This is a genomic window from Virgibacillus sp. Bac330 (genome assembly GCF_003667845.1).
Taxonomy (GTDB): Bacteria; Bacillota; Bacilli; order Bacillales; family Amphibacillaceae; genus Virgibacillus; species Virgibacillus chiguensis.
On sequence record NZ_CP033048.1, the window covers coordinates 2,285,339 to 2,300,162 of the forward strand.

Below are 14,824 nucleotides of genomic sequence, written 5' to 3' on the forward strand. Positions count from 1 at the left end.
TTAGCTTCTAATCCTTTGAGTAATTTCTAATATTTTACACATATTTACTGGAGTCGGTTTAGGGTTGCCTTTTTTAAGCAAATTGTATCTTGATAAAAACTATTTAATTTTTACTTGACATACTACCGCAGGTCTTTCTACTCACCTAATATATCTCTTGTTTTATCTAATATTTCTTCGTCCTTGAGTCGAAATTTGAATTCCACTCTACGAGAAGCTTCTGCACTATAATCCCCTTTCTCATCCATCCTAACGTCGGAGAATGATTTACTGTTTACTGTTAATTTATTTGCTAAATGCTGCTGGATATTCTTGTATGGAAAATCATCACTTAATAGATAGGCAGCAACACTATATGCCCTATTCTGTGCTAACTGTAAATTATATAAATATGACCCATCACGGTCCGTATGACCTTCAATAATGATCTCCGCAACATACTCTTCATATCCTTCTTGCAACAAAATATCCAAATATTTGGGAACAAATTCGTCTAAAAAAGTATAAGAGTTAGCCTTTAACTCGTGCTTATCATAGGCAAACAAAATCTCTGTATTAAAAATGATGGCGCCCGTCTTTTCGTCGACTTCAACACCTAATTCAGAACCACCGAACTCTTCTTTTAAGTCTTCCACTAACTTTGCTCGTACCCCCATAATTTGGTCTAACGTCTTTTTCATTTCTTCTATTTGTAAGGATTTAATAATCATCATAGCAACAAAAATTAGAATAAAGCAAAGCAAAATCGTTGTAAGTAAGTCTGTAAATGATGGCCAAAAATGTCCTTCGTCCCTATTCTGCCTAAATAAACGATCATATTTAGTATTCATTTTGGTTCAGCCTTATCGGATTGTTTGCATTGTAATTACGTTGAGCAAAAGCAGCCAATTGTTGGTTAAACATGTGAATTTCCCGCTGCAGATCCTGTACGCTTTGTTGGATTGCCCTTACTTGATTTTGCTGTGTCGTGTCATTTCTTCTTCTTAGTTCATTCCATTCATTGCGCAGCCCTTCATTTACTTCACGCATGGACGATTGGAGAGCTTGACCAATTTGATCTAATCGTTTTCCTACAGACCCTTCCAAATTATGAACATAATTGGCTAACGTATCCTTTAATATATGCACACTATTATCCAAATGGTTCTCGCGTTGCTGATGGGTTTGCGTCATTTGGGAAATGGTTCCATTTATTTCTTGTAACAATTGACTATTTTTCATAGCCATTTGTTCAAAAGAACTTATCGTTTGCTGTAAATGTTTTTCAAATGCCGTCGTATTTGTAGCCTGTGATTTTATATGATTGCTAAATGTACGGTTAAATTCTTTTAATTCTTGGAAACGATCCGATAATAAATGTTTATATTCTGCTTGCGTTTGGTTAATGACTTCAAGAGCATTTGGAAGCTGTGTTAAACCATCCCCCATTTTATCAAATTCTCTCGACAGTCCATGTAGCTGTTCAATCACACCTGATAGCTTTGTCGATAGATCCGCACCAAATATGGATCTAAATTCACTGTTCTGTGACTCCATTTGCACAACGAGTTGTTTGCTCTTTTCCTGTATCGCGGTGAAATTATGATGTAACGATGCTTGTTCATCTAATAAAGTAGATGTGAATTGTTTTATTTCCTCTGTGGAATCTAAAAAATTTTGCAACATGCCCATTTGCGAAATCGTTGCTTCTTTTATCTTCTCATATGTTTGTTCGAACGCTTTCTCCTGTCGTTCGTTATGACTATCCATACGTTTAAAATACGTAAATAATGTAGCAAAATTTTCGTTTAGATTGTCCGTTCCCGTAGCAAAACGATCGGTTACTTTTTGCATATGTGTAAATAATTGCTGAAATGATTCGAGATTATCTGAAAGCCCATGATTAAATGCAGCTAAGTCTTTAGCGGATTGTTCCAAACTTGAGGTGTAATTTTGAAATCCAGCGAAGGCGGCTTCTATTGTTTGAAAGGACTGTTGATTCGATTTTTGTAAATGCTGTATAGAGGTATGAATCGCCTCTGAAATGCTTACTAATCGTTGCAGTCCCTTTTCCTCTGTGCCTTCTAACCTTGTCTCCGTCATCAGCATAATATCTGTTAACATAAATTCTGTATTGAATACCTTTATTAATACCGTCATCACTAATGAAAATCCCATCCCAACAATACTTGTATAAAAAGCAACATCAATACCAGCTAATACACTTGCTACCCCTGTAACCACATCATTTCCTTGTAAATCAACACTACCTAAAGAAGAGGTTAAGCCAATAAATGTGCCAAGTACTCCTAATAATATAAACACTGACACGGTCATTTGGACCATTTTAATGAGACTAACGACAGACACCTGCCATATACGCCAGTTCGAAAATTGCTCTTGAACAAATGTCTCCACTTTAACCATTTCTCGTTTTTGCTTTTGTTCATATTGTTCTTTCAATGTTTTTAACGGATCTACATTCAAATTCCCCGTCGTTTTAAGATGATTTCGAATCATTTTTAATTTATTGTAAATGGTAAAATGAATCAGCAAAGCCAACAGAAACATGACAAACAGGACAACAAAAATAAACTCAATAATGGAGCTGCTTAAAATAGCTTCCACTCTTTGTTCTGATGTAAATAATTTAAGCATAAATTCAACCATGGATTCCCCTCCTACTACGTCCCAAATGTATTACTATATAGATATTCAAGGCATGTTCCAATCATGAATATAGATAGGAGAGAATCCGTTATTTATTGTCTGATTAAAAAATGAATAGGTTTGCGAAATAGTAGTTAAGGTAGCGAAGATCCTGTATTTACGAGTGTTTCAAACTTTTGTCGGAGAAAAAACAGGGGAAACAGTATCCGCTCAGCTCATACAAACGATATCGTATGTCATGATTTTCAAAACTAAAAAGAACGCCTTTCGCTACGTTGAATCGGATAAACCATAGCATTAACTAGTCCCCCAATAATAATGATCATAGCAGACATATAAAACCAAATCATTAATACAACAATACCGCCTAATTGTCCATAAAAAGCGGTATAATCGTTACGACTAACAAAAGTAGCAAATTGAAGGGAGATAATTTGCCAACCAATTGTAGCGACAAGCGCACCTGGAAGAACTTGCTTTACTTTGACACGTAGATTTGGAGTGAAATAATAAAGTAGAAGAAAAAAAGTCATGATTAAAAAACTACCAACTCCCCATTGGATAAAATCCCACAAACGATGAAAACTATCATTGGTAAATATATCGACCAAATATGCCCTCAGTGTTCTTTCCAAAACAGGAACAACAACAGAAAACAAGAAAACAATCATAAATCCTATCGTTAACATTAGCCCTTCGATTACTTGTCTTACGATACTTTCCTTCTCATGCACGTTATAAGCCGTGTTAAGTATACGTTTCATGGATTGAAATCCCATTGAAGCAAGCCATACAGAAATAACCAAGCTCAAAGAAAGCAAAGGTTGATTTTGATTTGCAAGCACAGCAGTTAACGTATTTCTAATGAGACGATACGTTGTATCTGGTGCATACGGTTCAATTAGCGTTAAAATATAATCTTCATTAAAGGGCAAATAAGGAATTAACGAATAAATGACGAACAGAAACGGAAAAACAGATAGCAGGAAATAATAAGCCATTTGTGCAGAAAGATCGTACACTTTATATATAAAAAATTTTCTCCCTAGTTCGTAAAAAAATAGTAAGATAGACATCATAAGTCCCCTTCCATCGTCTGTCTATCTTATTTCTGTCCGTTTATGTTTTTTTTATCCAACTTATACCATTGTTAGAAAAACTTCTAGAAATCCCCCTATCACTTTCCTAATGCTTCATTGGATTGTTTGTTGATTAAACGGGCCATGCTCATGGAATAGATGAGTATTACTATTCCAAAAAAGAATAAGAAATCGAAGTTCAAACCATGTAAAAGCCCATATAACAGTAGTAATAAGATTAAAATGAGATGCAAAATATGAATAGTGAAAAGTTGTTTTTCCAAGTAATCACTCCTCGTATATTATGTTTAGGCGTTATTTTTCCGCCTATTTTATTCTAACTAATTTTATAAGATTGTATCTGCCAGTGCCCCCGTTACTTTCCACTGCAGGTGGACGCTTTCCTCAGGGCAGCTTGAGCCTCCTCACTCGCAAAAAACGCTATACTCATGCTTTTCCCGCAGGAGCCACCACATTAAGTGCCAAATAACTGATTACCTTCTCCTACTATTACTGGATATGTCAATTTTCAGGGTACTGAAATGCTCTCTAGATAATGGCCTTAGGGGCATTTGGGACCATTATCTCACGCTTCCTATATATGAAATGGTTTCTTTTTTCTCACTATCAAGATTTGTTGAACAAGTCTTGATAGTGAGTGCTACAACTTATAAGTTAACTCTTTTATGCTGGAAGAAATCCGGCAACGATTCTTTTATCCGTGCAATTAGCCACGCTTTTCTCGTACTCTTCCAATTTTCTTCTTTACATAGTTGTTGAATACGCCAATATAACGGCGGATGCGGCATAAACTGAAACTCCATGAAGCGTGACAACCAGCTACCTCTTTCTATGCTGTTATGGTTATTCTCTTCAAGAGTGCTATATTGTAATGCCTTGTTTGTTGCTTGATCTTGGGCAACAGCTAATTCTTTCAATCCATCAGCCATATGTCTATTTCCCGCCTCTAGTAGTTTAGCTCCCAAATAATCAGCCCTTATTTCTGTCCATTGAGAAATCCCTGATAAACAGATAAAAAAAATAGCCGAAAATAAATTTATTAATATAATAAATAGTAATGGCTGTTCTATTAACTGTTTTAGTAAATCAAAAGAGACAAAGATACTAAATCCAAGAACAATCATTAACACCATTCGCCCAATTTGATTCACCATAACATCCCGTTTTTTTATGTGTATTGCCTCATGTGCTAAAATAGCCTTCACTGCAGACGAAGATAATTTCGTTGTTGCGCTAGTCAACATTATCGTACCTTTTCCAATGTGCATACCCGTTGCAAAACCGTTGTATACATCAGAATCAATCATATATAATCTAGTGCCTGTTATTCCAGCTTGCGAAAAAATTTCCTGGGAAATATGATATAACTCTCCCGCTGTAACTTCTTCTGCGTCTGAAGCATGAATAAGCAGTCGGTCTGCAATATACATATTAAACAGCCACCATAAAAATACAAAAACAGTAATCACATACCACGGGCAATGAAGAAAAATCAAAATACTTAGTAACGCTGTATATGCAGCAACACCTTTAACGCTAATTGCAAAATAGCCTTTCCATAACAAGCGCTTTATATTGCTCCTATGCCAGATTGGAAGAATATTTTTTTCCGTTTCTACTTGCGCTACTTGGATAAAACGATCCCAGTACATGGACCACGCCTCTACATTTACAGGTGTTAAATACATTGTTTCTCCAGAAAAAGTTAGACGCAATACGGTTGCAAATGAAGTTGTATAATCTTTACGTTCAGATAAAAAGGCAAAACTAGGATGAAGACGTAACATATCTGGATTAGATTGTTTTTGAATACTTTCTAGATGTTCCATTGGCAATTCTCTTGCTTCCAGTAAGGAAATAATGACCAGTACTTGTTCCTCAGGCAGCATATACACTTTGGCAAAGAGATAATCTAACAGGCGGTTCAAAAATGGTGGAAGCATCAAAATTAAATAGTAGCCAAGTACATACTTAAGCGTAATAATCATTTCTGGAAGAAAAAGAAGGCAAATAACAGAAACTCCTGCTATTCCACCAGCTAACCAAATATCCATCAAAATTCGCCTAACATCTCTTTTCAGTTCAACGATCTGAAAGTTTGTAACCGAAAGCTTTTGTTGTAATTGCTGTTTTTTTACCTTTTTGTCATGATCAAAAACAACAGTAAAACTGAAATAGGTGACGAACATCACACTAAGTGACAAAGCTGTATCGAAAAATTCATTCGTCATGAATAAATATACGATCATACTACAACTACTGATAAAAAGTAACCATACACTTATTTTCTTTGGAAGAATGAAAGAAATAAAGGTAAAGAAAATTGTAATAACACTTATGATAACGAGTTGCATATTCTTTTCCTCCAATTACGGGACATATTTCATTTTATTTACGAATTGTTTGACTTGGTTCACACTTAAATCTGCATCCATTATCATGAGAGAATAGCGCAGACCTTGTTCGTCCCATAACAACATTTGATACGTATCATCCTCCGTATACACCCCCTCCACGCCTCGAAATCTGATCCGCTTTTCATTTGACGCTGTAAACGATTCAATGCCATTATCATCTTCATTTGGTGTTGGAAAAACAGACAAGTTAAATATCGGTATGTTGTTATTTGTATAATCCATGCTTACTTCCGTACGCGAAAATTCACCTTTCAGTTCAATGAGTTCAACATTATTTAACACGATGTTTTCTGCTTCAGGCACATATAAGAATGTACTTCCCATCTGTTCGCGCGCTTCTTCTAAAGTAACTTTGCGATTTGGATTTAACTCATTCATATTTTTAACTTCTACATCTTTTGGTAATTTCAAGGAGTATTTTTCATCAGCTATATCTGCTTCAAAGTTAATTTGGTTATATTCTGTTTCTACTGTTTGGTTTCCTATCGTTGCCTTCATTTTTAAAACAATCCAGTTTTCCTTATCTATCCATAACTCTTGTCGACCATATAATTGATCTTTCGCTTTAGGCTTAGCGATGACGTGTTGCGTTTGACGACCAGCTACCTTCTGTTCTTTTCCCATGCTTATTTCATGTGTTTTTGAAATTTGTTCTAAAATAAAATTCACTTGATCCATAGGAGATGGTTGATTTAATGCAAGCATTTCTCGGTCATCCATGATGAGCGCTTGTTTTTGCTTTGGTTCGTAACTAATTAAAGATGAGCCATCATTAACGGAAATAGATATAGGTTCTTCTTTATTTCCTTCTATTTCCACACGAATTTTACCTGTACCATCACGCCATTCTTTCATTACAAACCGTTCTACTTCTGTTTCATTTTCTTTCGTTACCGTTGTCGACTCTCCATAATAAGCTACATTTGTTTCTTCTTCAGCGGCTAATACTTTATGAACCATTTCCTTTGGGGTAAATTGATTTGAACCTGGTGTACACGCTGATAATATGATTCCTCCCATGAGGCAGATTAAAATACTTATCTTATATTTTTCCATACGATCACCTTTCCAAAGTTTGAGGCAACATACAAACAACACATGTACCTACGTTTTTTTGGGAGAAGATATGTATCCACCCTCCATGCTCTTCAATTACTTGTTTTGCAATACTTAACCCTAAACCATTTCTTTGAAATTCTTGCTTACTCCTCGCTGGATTATGTTGGTAAAATGGTTCAAACACATACGGCAAAACCGCTTCATCAATCCCTTTCCCTTCATTTTGTATGAAAATGAAAGCTGCTTTCTCCTCTTGCCCCTTCCAATCTACGTTTTGCCGCACAAAGGAATAAGTCCAATCTGGCAAGTCTCCTGATACAACGCCTAACCAAATATTCCCATTAGTAGGCGTATGGGAAATTGCATTGCTCACAAGATTATCCATCACACGTATCATTTGGTTTGGGTCTACCTCGTATTTCCCTTTGACTTGCAAAGAAACATGCAAGTCAACCCCTTTTTGTTTACAAAGCGTTTCAAAGTCTGAGGTTAACATGTCAAAAAATTCTTCCCCATCTACTAAAGCCAATTCCAGCTGCTTTTCTGATGAGCGTAACATCGTGTAGGTTAATAAATCATCAAGCATTGCTTTTAGAAAATCTGTTTTTTCCATAATGATACGCAAATATTCCTTCTGTTCCTTTACATGGATATTTTTTTCAAATACTAATGACTCTGCGTATGCTTTGATGGAAGTCAACGGTGTTTTTAAGTCATGAGATACGCTAGCAACTAAGTATTCCTTTGCTTGCTGTTCTTGCTTAGCTATTTTTCTCGCCTTATTTATTTGTCTACTCATAACATAAAAATGTGCTGTTAATTCCCCCACTTCATCTTTTTCCGTCTTTCTTTCATGTATTAATTCCCCATCAGCAAATCGTTTTATATCATTAATAAGCATGTGCAATGGACGTACTATTTTTTTATTCACAAACAGGACAACTAACGTATAAATAACAATAAAAACAATAAATAAGCTCACACCTACTAAAAGTGCTCGATTCGTAACTCCCTCCACCCATTGTTCTCTAGGGATTTGTATTTCAAAAAATCCAATTAGTTCATCTTTCATAAATACAGGTTGACGATATGTATAAGAGCGATAACCTTGTTCTAAATCATATAGACCTTCATATAGCTGCTCTTTTCCATATTTTCGAAAAGCAGAAGTAACAGATGAATGAGATGCATACATAACCATGCCATCTTTATTTAGTAAAGTAACAGCTTGATTCTCATCTATGTTATGCTTGATTTTGCCCCAATCGCTATTAAACTCGTATAATTCTGGGTCAGCAAGTAATGCCTTTAATGTTGTTATTTCCTTTACCGTTTCAATATGTTCTTGTATTTTCAGTTCATCATGGTACCCTTGTATGAATAAAAATAATAAATAACCTGCCATTACAGGAAGAACCATAACAACAAAATAAGATACCAGAAGCCATGTTTTTATTTTCATTGCATGTCACCAATAAAGCGATAGCCTTTTCCCCATACCGTTTGTATGTACCTTGGCGTCTTCACAGAGTCTTGCAACTTTTCTCTTAATGATTTAATATGAACCGTTACCGTATGTACGCCATCTAATTCAACTTGCTGCCAAATATGCTGATATAGCTCTTCCTTGGAGAACGTTTGCTCAGGATGTTTAGCCAAAACAGTAAGTAACTCCCATTCTTTATCGGTTAGCGTAATTCTTTTGCCTTGAAGAGAAACGTGGCACTCTTTCCAATCTACCATTAACCCATGTACATAAGAGGTGTGCTTTGTCTGTTTAGGAACTCCTTGGAACCTACGCCAACGACGTAAATGCGATTCTACTCGGGCTTTTAATTCCAGCATACTAAATGGTTTTGCTATATAATCATCTGCCCCTAACCCTAAACCTTTTACTTTATACCCATCTGCTTTTCGAGCGCTTATGATAATCATTGGTACGTCACTTTTTAAGCGGATATTTTTACATAAAGAAAACCCATCCATTTCAGGAAGCATGACATCTACAATTACAAGGTCATAATTAGAAATTTTAAAATCTTCCCATCCTTCTAACCCTGTTGTAGCCCATGCTACCTGATAATGGTTACGCATGAGCATATCTCGAATGATACGTGCAATTTCCATATCGTCTTCCACAAGTAAAATATTTTCTTCCATCGGTCTTTCCTCCTACTAAAGCTAATGTAGCATATAAAAATCGAAATGATCGAAACTTTATAATTGGTTTATTTTTAAAGCATATCGCTTTTACGAACCAACCAAAACCTTTAAAATAAGTACTGATATCCAAAAAAACAAGTCAAATAAAATGAAATAAATCTATTGAATATTTTTCACGATAAATGCCTTCATCATTTAATACGAATTTCTTATTTTTCTTCTTTTTTAAAATGATAATGATGGAAGAATATTATTACATTTTAATGCAACCTAAAGTGTTTAATAAAGTAGCCATTATACTAACCCTTTCTATTGGTTAATTTGATGTGATTTAACTGTAGCAGAAATGGCTTCTTTTATCATTTGTTTCGTGCAAGGAGCAAATTGGTTTCCTTCTTCGTACATAAGCTTTTAGTAATGTTCTAGTTATATCTGAATAATTCTGGATAAAGAGGATTATTCTCTCTCATAAAGGCGTTATGTCTCTATAAAATACGCTTATTTCGTTATCCACTAACACCTCATTTACAATAAAAAAACTGCAGTTTATCTTTAAACTGCAGTAACAGAAAATCACATTTTTATTCTGTTTTCTCTATTTCTCCTTGTGATTTTGCTTTACCCATTTTCTTATAAAAATCCAACCAAGCCAACCTAATACACTAATTAGAATAAGAACCGGCATGTTACCTGCTATAAATACAAACACGTTTGAAATCACTTTCAAAAGAAAGTTTATACTCTTTATGAATTGCTGTTTCGTTGCCTCCCATGTATTTAAGTCTCCATCTTCTAACGATACATTATTTTCTTGTATTTCGATATGAACAGTTGCCAAATCGGCTTTATTTTGTAGATAATTCATTCGACCAGTAATTTGCTCTATTTCTTCCTGTACTTCTGCAAGGTCTTCTGAAATAGCCAATAAATCCTCTGTTTTTTCAGCTTGTTCCATAAAAGCTAATAACCTTTTCTCTACTACTTTTTTAGATTGAAGTCGAGACTCTAAATCCACATATTCTTCGGTGACATCCTGACCTGAAATATTACTACTTAATAATTTTCCTTCTCCCGATTCTACTTTATCCATAAAAGATTTAAAATTCGTTTGTGGTACTCTTGCAGTGATGAAACCGGTGCGATTATTTTCTTTTGTATCATTACTTCTAGATGATTCTACAATATAACCATCATAATCTATAATCAAACTTTCCAAAGTCGCTATTTTTTTCTGTAAATCTTTTACTTCTATACGTGTATCCGCAGTATAGATTACTTTTCGTTGATCCACATCGTAAGTATCTGCTTTTGGCACTTCCGTTTCTTCGGCTTTCTGTTCCGTTTGTTCCTGACCATTTCCTGAATTATCCATTTCTCTACTATCTTCTGTTTGAATTGTTGTTTTGTCATCTTGATTACTAGAGACTGAGTTTGATTGATCACTACTATCTGAACGTTCATCGCAACTCGTAAGTAGAATCAAAAAAAAGCACAGTAACAAAAATAATCGTGACCTCATTTTTTCCTTCCCCCAAACACGTTTAGATTTCAGGCAAACACCTCTTCTTAAATCAAATATAATGAAATGAAGCCTTATTCAGTTGAAAAACTGGATAAGGCTTATGCTTTTAATTATCGTTTGATGGTACAGACAGCATACGCATTCATTACCTCATTTCGTTATGCTTTCACCAAACCATGTGGATCAATAACAAATTTCTTGGACGCACCACCATCAAATGCTTCATATCCAGCTGGCGCTTCATGCAACGAAATTAATGTAGCATTCACTGCTTTTGCAATTTGCGCCTTTCCACTTAAAATTGCCATCATTAAATCACGATGATATTTCATCACTGGAGTTTGGCCAGTAACGAATGTATGTGCTTTCGCAAATCCTAATCCGAAACGAATTTTCAACGTTCCTTCTTTTGCATCTTTATCAACGCCCCCTGGGTCACCTGTAACATATAACCCTGGAATACCTAATTTTCCTCCAGCCCGAGTTATACCCATAATCGTGTTTAAAACAGTTGCCGGTGCTTCACTTGCTCCTTCTCCGTGACCACTAGCTTCAAACCCAACTGCATCAATCGCACAATCTACTTCTGGTGCACCTAGGATCTGTTCCATTTGCTCTCCTAAATTCGTATGTTCACGTAAATTAATTGTTTCACACCCGAAGCTGCGTGCTTGTGCCAGCCTTTCTTCAATTAAATCACCGACAATGACGACAGATGCACCGAGTAATTGGGCAGAATGTGCAGCAGCAAGACCTACTGGACCTGCTCCAGCAACGTAAACCGTTGATCCCGGTTTAACGCCGGCGCTTACCGCTCCATGATAACCTGTCGGAAAAATATCTGATAACATAGTTAAATCAAGTATTTTGTCCATAGCCTGGTCTTTATCAGGAAATTTAAGCAGTTGAAAATCAGCATATGGAACCATTACATATTCCGATTGACCGCCTACCCATCCGCCCATATCAACATAACCATAGGCTGATCCCGGTCTGTCTGGATTTACATTCTGGCAAATATGAGTGTCTTGTTGTTTACAATTCCTACAACGTCCGCAGGCAATGTTAAATGGAACAGATACTAAATCTCCTATTTGGATAAACTCAACATCTCGTCCTATTTCAACAACTTCTCCAGTAATTTCATGACCAAGCACTAACCCACTGGGAGCTGTAGTCCTCCCTCGAACCATGTGTTGATCACTTCCGCAAATATTCGTAGTTACTACTTTAACAATGACGCCATGATGACATTTACGCCCCACATTTAATGGATTTACACCTGGCCCATCTCGTAACACTAAATCCGGATAACGAATATCCTGCACCTCTACTTTACCAGCACCTACATATACGACACCCCTGTTCTCAGCCACTAAAACACTCCTTTTCAAAATATATTGGATGTATTGGGAGCATTGACAATCTAAAACCATTATACTACTCAAAGTTTAATTTTTCCACAATTCTATTAATTCTAATAAAAATGTTATTTCTCTTATACGTATTTACTTCTATAAAACCTATAAACAACAATGGCATATAGTACTGAATTTGCATAAATAAAACTATTAAAATATATGTAAAAAGCAAAGACACCCATTTTATTGAGTGTCTCTGCTTATTTCTTATTATTTAATTTCAAAATCTTGTCTACCAATCTCTTCTCCCATAACGCCTTGTGTAGCTACTAAGGTTACAGGAGTTTCTAAATCATCTAATTCATAAGCAATGGAGTTTTCTACTGTACCATCTTTCTTTATCGTTTCCGTTTGTGTATCTAAATGGTTTCCGTCTGGTAAGCTACCCATTTCTAATTCGTTTACTGCATTTGGATCGTTGTCTTGCAACGCTGTAAATACTGCTATCCAAGCTGTTGACGGATCTATGTCTTTATCAGTAAGGTTCGTTGTCTCATACCAGATAGCGAATACTGGTTTTTCTCCAGTTTCATTTCCTTCTTCTCCAGCAGGTATAACCTTTGTTTCTTTTATTTTGATTTTTAAATCTTCAATTTTAGCTTCATTATCTTTGAAATATACATCTTCGTTTTCGTTTGTTTCCGCGCTTTCTTTGCTATCTTCATTCGCTGCATCAGCGCTATCTTTGCTTTCTTCATTTTCTGTGTTTTTACTTTCGCTTGACCCACCACAGGCAGATAAAACTACTAACATTACAGCAAGTAAAACAAATAAGTACTTCTTCATATTTCTAGCCCCCATATATTTTTTTACAACCATCCTAATTATGGACTAGTTTACAATATTTATCAACATCATTTAATTAAACTAAAAATTCCTTAAACTATTGATAGATATGTCAATAGTTTTGTGTAGTCTCTCTTTTTATAGCTTAAAGCACGCTTTTCCTTTTAGATAGCCCATAATAATGCATGAAATGTCAGGGGGAGGGGAATTGGAGTACATAGAAGGATACCGCTCAGCTGAGACAGCTTCCTTCTATAATTTAGAACCTTTATATGTTCTAGTCTGGAATAGCTAAAAATATCAAATTGATAGGTCCTTCTCTGCACGCGATAAGATTTGCGAAACCTTTGTCCTCATAGCAGAGAAGGAGTTTAATTTTAGTGTTTCCTTTTCTATTTTCATACGCATAGCGAAGTTCTTTATAGGATAGATTCTATTCTGATTTCTTTACAGCAATAACAAATACGGTTTTGCTAAATAATGAGCAATCGTATTTAAGAATTCTGCTGCTGGAGCCCCATCTAATACTCTGTGATCAAAGGTTAAGCTTAGTGGTAGCGAAGTTATCTGTTTCACCTGCTCATTTTCATCTAACATAAGCTCTTTTACAAATGTACCTACACCCAAAATCCCACTTTCTGGTGGGTTCAAAATTGGTGTGAAATATTCTATTCCTTGCGCACCTAAATTAGAAATGGTGAATGTTGCTCCACTTAAATTGGCATTTTTTCCTTCACGAGCTGTTTCTGTGACATGTTTCATTTGCTTTGCTAAGCTACCAAGTGGCAATCTTTCCGCATGTTTTACAACAGGAACAACCAATCCTTCTTCTAGTGAGGTTGCAATACCTAAATGCACTTCTTCAAATTGGTGAAGCTGATCATGAATAAGATGTGTATTAACTTCAGGATGTGCTTGTAAGCTTAACGTTACAGCTCGAGCTAAAAATACCGTTAGTGTCAGCTTTAGATCTAAATTATTCTCCGCTGCTTCTGTGCGCATTTTCTTTTGAAAAGCAAGTAAGTTTGTTATATCAGCTTTCCGATGTAATGTTAATTGCGCGGTTGTTTCTAAGCTATGCTGCATATTAGCAGCAATTGATTTTCTCATTGCTGACATACCTTGAACCTGCATTGCTTCTTCTTCATGAACGGCTGGTTTTGTTGTAACCTGTTCTTCCGTTGTGGTCGCTGCTACTTGCTGCTCAGCTACTTGCTCAATATCTCTTCTAGTAATCCTTCCCTTAGGGCCAGTACCTGTTACTTTAGAAACATCTACGGATAATGCTTTTGCTTTTTTACGAGCAGCTGGAGAAATACGCCTTTTTCGTTGCGGACCTTTCATGTCTTGATGCCCTTCAGATTGCTTCTCTACTTGTTGAACCGCCTTCTCTTGTACCTCAGCGGTTGGTTCAGCTTTTTCTTTTTCAAAAGTCGATGTCGCTTCCCCTACTTCTTCTCCTGCTTGCCCAACAATACCAATCGATTCACCAACTTCTGCTTCTTCAGACACATTTTTTATAACCTTTAATAATATACCGTCAGCTGGAGCTTCTACTTCACTCGTTAATTTATCTGAACTAATTGTGACAATTCCTTCACCTTCTTTTACGGTGTCTCCAGGTTGTTTAAGCCATTCTTCCACCGTTCCTTCTGTCATCGTCATACCTAGTTTTGGCATTAATATCGATGTAGCCATATTATCCCC

The 14,824-nt window shown here is 35.9% G+C and carries 12 protein-coding genes; all 12 read right to left on the bottom strand.

The window, feature by feature from the left end; genetic code table 11:
• Positions 1-137: 137 nt before the first annotated feature.
• Positions 138-830, bottom strand: a complete 693-nt coding sequence (locus tag D9780_RS10670; RefSeq protein ID WP_121640071.1) for an OmpA family protein — start codon at positions 828-830, stop codon at positions 138-140.
• The gene (locus D9780_RS10675; protein ID WP_121640072.1) at positions 820-2,649 is read right to left on the bottom strand and encodes a MotA/TolQ/ExbB proton channel family protein; all 1,830 of its coding nucleotides are present in this window, start codon (positions 2,647-2,649) and stop codon (positions 820-822) included. Before D9780_RS10675 ends, D9780_RS10670 begins: the two co-directional genes overlap by 11 nt.
• Positions 2,650-2,900: 251 nt before the next feature.
• Positions 2,901-3,728 (bottom strand): YihY/virulence factor BrkB family protein, encoded by an 828-nt coding sequence (locus D9780_RS10680; protein ID WP_121640073.1) that lies wholly within the window; start codon positions 3,726-3,728, stop codon positions 2,901-2,903.
• Positions 3,729-3,826: 98 nt separating this feature from the next.
• On the bottom strand, positions 3,827-4,012 hold the full coding sequence (locus D9780_RS10685; RefSeq protein WP_073007274.1) for a hypothetical protein: 186 nt from the start codon (positions 4,010-4,012) through the stop codon (positions 3,827-3,829).
• A gap of 384 nt (positions 4,013-4,396) precedes the next feature.
• Positions 4,397-6,103, bottom strand: coding sequence for a M56 family metallopeptidase (locus tag D9780_RS10690; protein ID WP_121640074.1), 1,707 nt, complete (start codon positions 6,101-6,103; stop codon positions 4,397-4,399).
• A 15-nt stretch (positions 6,104-6,118) separates the two neighbouring features.
• Entirely contained in the window at positions 6,119-7,222 is a 1,104-nt protein-coding gene (locus D9780_RS10695; protein WP_121640075.1) for a LolA family protein, read from the bottom strand.
• 4 nt (positions 7,223-7,226) lie between these two features.
• A complete protein-coding gene (locus tag D9780_RS10700) occupies positions 7,227-8,687 on the bottom strand; it encodes a sensor histidine kinase (protein ID WP_121640076.1) in 1,461 nt (486 codons plus the stop codon).
• Positions 8,684-9,385 carry a response regulator transcription factor gene (locus D9780_RS10705; protein ID WP_121640077.1) on the bottom strand — a complete coding sequence of 234 codons (702 nt, stop codon included), beginning with the start codon at positions 9,383-9,385 and terminating at the stop codon, positions 8,684-8,686. The genes D9780_RS10700 and D9780_RS10705 overlap by 4 nt, the downstream gene beginning before the upstream one ends.
• Positions 9,386-9,983: 598 nt before the next feature.
• Complete coding sequence (locus tag D9780_RS10710; protein ID WP_121640078.1) at positions 9,984-10,907, bottom strand: DUF4349 domain-containing protein; 924 nt, start codon at positions 10,905-10,907, stop codon at positions 9,984-9,986.
• A gap of 161 nt (positions 10,908-11,068) precedes the next feature.
• Positions 11,069-12,286, bottom strand: coding sequence for a formaldehyde dehydrogenase, glutathione-independent (gene fdhA, locus D9780_RS10715; protein ID WP_121640079.1), 1,218 nt, complete (start codon positions 12,284-12,286; stop codon positions 11,069-11,071).
• A gap of 255 nt (positions 12,287-12,541) precedes the next feature.
• Positions 12,542-13,117, bottom strand: coding sequence for a DUF5067 domain-containing protein (locus D9780_RS10720; protein WP_121640080.1), 576 nt, complete (start codon positions 13,115-13,117; stop codon positions 12,542-12,544).
• A 447-nt stretch (positions 13,118-13,564) separates the two neighbouring features.
• The gene (locus tag D9780_RS10725; RefSeq protein ID WP_121640081.1) at positions 13,565-14,815 is read right to left on the bottom strand and encodes a dihydrolipoamide acetyltransferase family protein; all 1,251 of its coding nucleotides are present in this window, start codon (positions 14,813-14,815) and stop codon (positions 13,565-13,567) included.
• Positions 14,816-14,824 lie beyond the last annotated feature (9 nt).

Coding starts and splice junctions, on each gene's coding strand:
- D9780_RS10670 (WP_121640071.1), bottom strand. CDS start 830: ATGAATACTAAATATGATCGTTTATTTAGGCAGAATAGGGACGAAGGA.
- D9780_RS10675 (WP_121640072.1), bottom strand. CDS start 2,649: ATGGTTGAATTTATGCTTAAATTATTTACATCAGAACAAAGAGTGGAA.
- D9780_RS10680 (WP_121640073.1), bottom strand. CDS start 3,728: ATGATGTCTATCTTACTATTTTTTTACGAACTAGGGAGAAAATTTTTT.
- D9780_RS10690 (WP_121640074.1), bottom strand. CDS start 6,103: ATGCAACTCGTTATCATAAGTGTTATTACAATTTTCTTTACCTTTATT.
- D9780_RS10695 (WP_121640075.1), bottom strand. CDS start 7,222: ATGGAAAAATATAAGATAAGTATTTTAATCTGCCTCATGGGAGGAATC.
- D9780_RS10700 (WP_121640076.1), bottom strand. CDS start 8,687: ATGAAAATAAAAACATGGCTTCTGGTATCTTATTTTGTTGTTATGGTT.
- D9780_RS10705 (WP_121640077.1), bottom strand. CDS start 9,385: ATGGAAGAAAATATTTTACTTGTGGAAGACGATATGGAAATTGCACGT.
- D9780_RS10710 (WP_121640078.1), bottom strand. CDS start 10,907: ATGAGGTCACGATTATTTTTGTTACTGTGCTTTTTTTTGATTCTACTT.
- D9780_RS10720 (WP_121640080.1), bottom strand. CDS start 13,117: ATGAAGAAGTACTTATTTGTTTTACTTGCTGTAATGTTAGTAGTTTTA.
- D9780_RS10725 (WP_121640081.1), bottom strand. CDS start 14,815: ATGGCTACATCGATATTAATGCCAAAACTAGGTATGACGATGACAGAA.